Source organism: Devosia sp. (assembly GCF_017307565.1).
Taxonomy (GTDB): domain Bacteria; phylum Pseudomonadota; class Alphaproteobacteria; order Rhizobiales; family Devosiaceae; genus Devosia.
In genome coordinates, this window is the sequence record NZ_JAFKHD010000249.1 from 1 (window position 1) to 1,336 (window position 1,336).

1 protein-coding gene is annotated in these 1,336 nt (G+C 60.9%); it reads left to right on the forward strand.

The window, feature by feature from the left end; genetic code table 11:
- Positions 1–1,189 (forward strand): glutamine synthetase family protein (locus J0I64_RS08230; protein ID WP_291407108.1); only part of this gene is annotated, 1,189 nt, incomplete at its 5' end.
- Positions 1,190–1,336: the final 147 nt, after the last annotated feature.

A 1,336-nucleotide genomic window follows, 5' to 3' on the forward strand; every position in this document is an offset into this window, starting at 1 on the left:
CGACGATATCGACATGGAGCCGGTGCCCGGTTATCGCGCCGCCAACTGGGGCAAGGGCTATGGCGACTTCGTCATGAAGCCTGACCTGGCAACACTGATGAAATGCACCTGGCTCGAAGCCACCGCCCTGGTGCTGGCCGACCTGGTCGATCACCACCACCACGAGCCCATTCCGCATGCGCCGCGAAACATCCTGAAAAAGCAATTGGCGCGGCTGGAGGCCATGGGGCTCTCTGCCAATTTCGCCAGCGAACTGGAATTCTACCTCTTCGACGAGACGTTCCGCTCGGCTCATGAGAAGGGCTATCAGAACCTAACGGCCGCCGGCTACTACATCGAGGACTACCATATCTTCCAGACCACCAAGGAAGAGTGCGTGATGCGCGCGCTGCGCAATCACCTGCACGCCTCGGGCATTCCGGTCGAAAACTCCAAGGGCGAATGGGGGCCCGGCCAGGAAGAAATCAATGTGCGCTATGCCGAGGCGCTGACCATGGCGGACCGGCATGTGGTGATCAAGAATGCCACCAAGGAAATCGCCTATGGTCAGGGCAAGGCCGTAACCTTCATGGCCAAGTGGGCCTATGACCTCGCCGGGTCTTCGGCCCACATCCACATGTCGCTGGCCAAGGGCGGCAAGAACCAGTTCGTCGACGGCAAGGACCCATTGGGCATGTCGGAGCTGATGAAGCATTTCATGGCGGGTCTGCTGACCTATGCCGGCGACATCACCTATTTCCTTGCCCCCTATATCAACTCCTACAAGCGCTTTCAGGTCGGCACCTTTGCCCCGACCAAGGCGATCTGGAGCAGCGACAACCGAACGGCTGGCTTCCGGCTCTGCGGAGAAAACACCAATGGCGTGCGCGTCGAGTGTCGCATCGGCGGGGCCGATCTCAACCCCTATCTCGCCTTTGCCGCGCTCCTGGCGGCGGGGCTGAAGGGGGTTGAAGAAAAGCTCACCCTGGAGCCGGCTTTTTCGGGCGACGCCTATTCGGGCAAGAAACTGCGCGAAGTGCACAAGACGCTGCGCGATGCCATCGGGGCGCTGAAGAAATCGAAAATGCTGGACGAGGCTTTTGGTGCCGATGTGGTGGAGCACTATGTCCACACCGCCGAATGGGAGCAGTTCGAATATGATCGCCGCGTGACCGACTGGGAACGCAATCGCGGGTTCGAGCGGAGCTGAAAAGGTCCGTTTGCGGCAACACCCGCCGTTCGTCGTCATTGCCGGGCTTGTCCCGGCAATCCATCTCGCGGAAGCATGGACCACCGGGACAAGCCCGGTGGTGACGAAGGAATGGGGGCGGCTGGCGGGTTCTCTCGAGAGCCACCC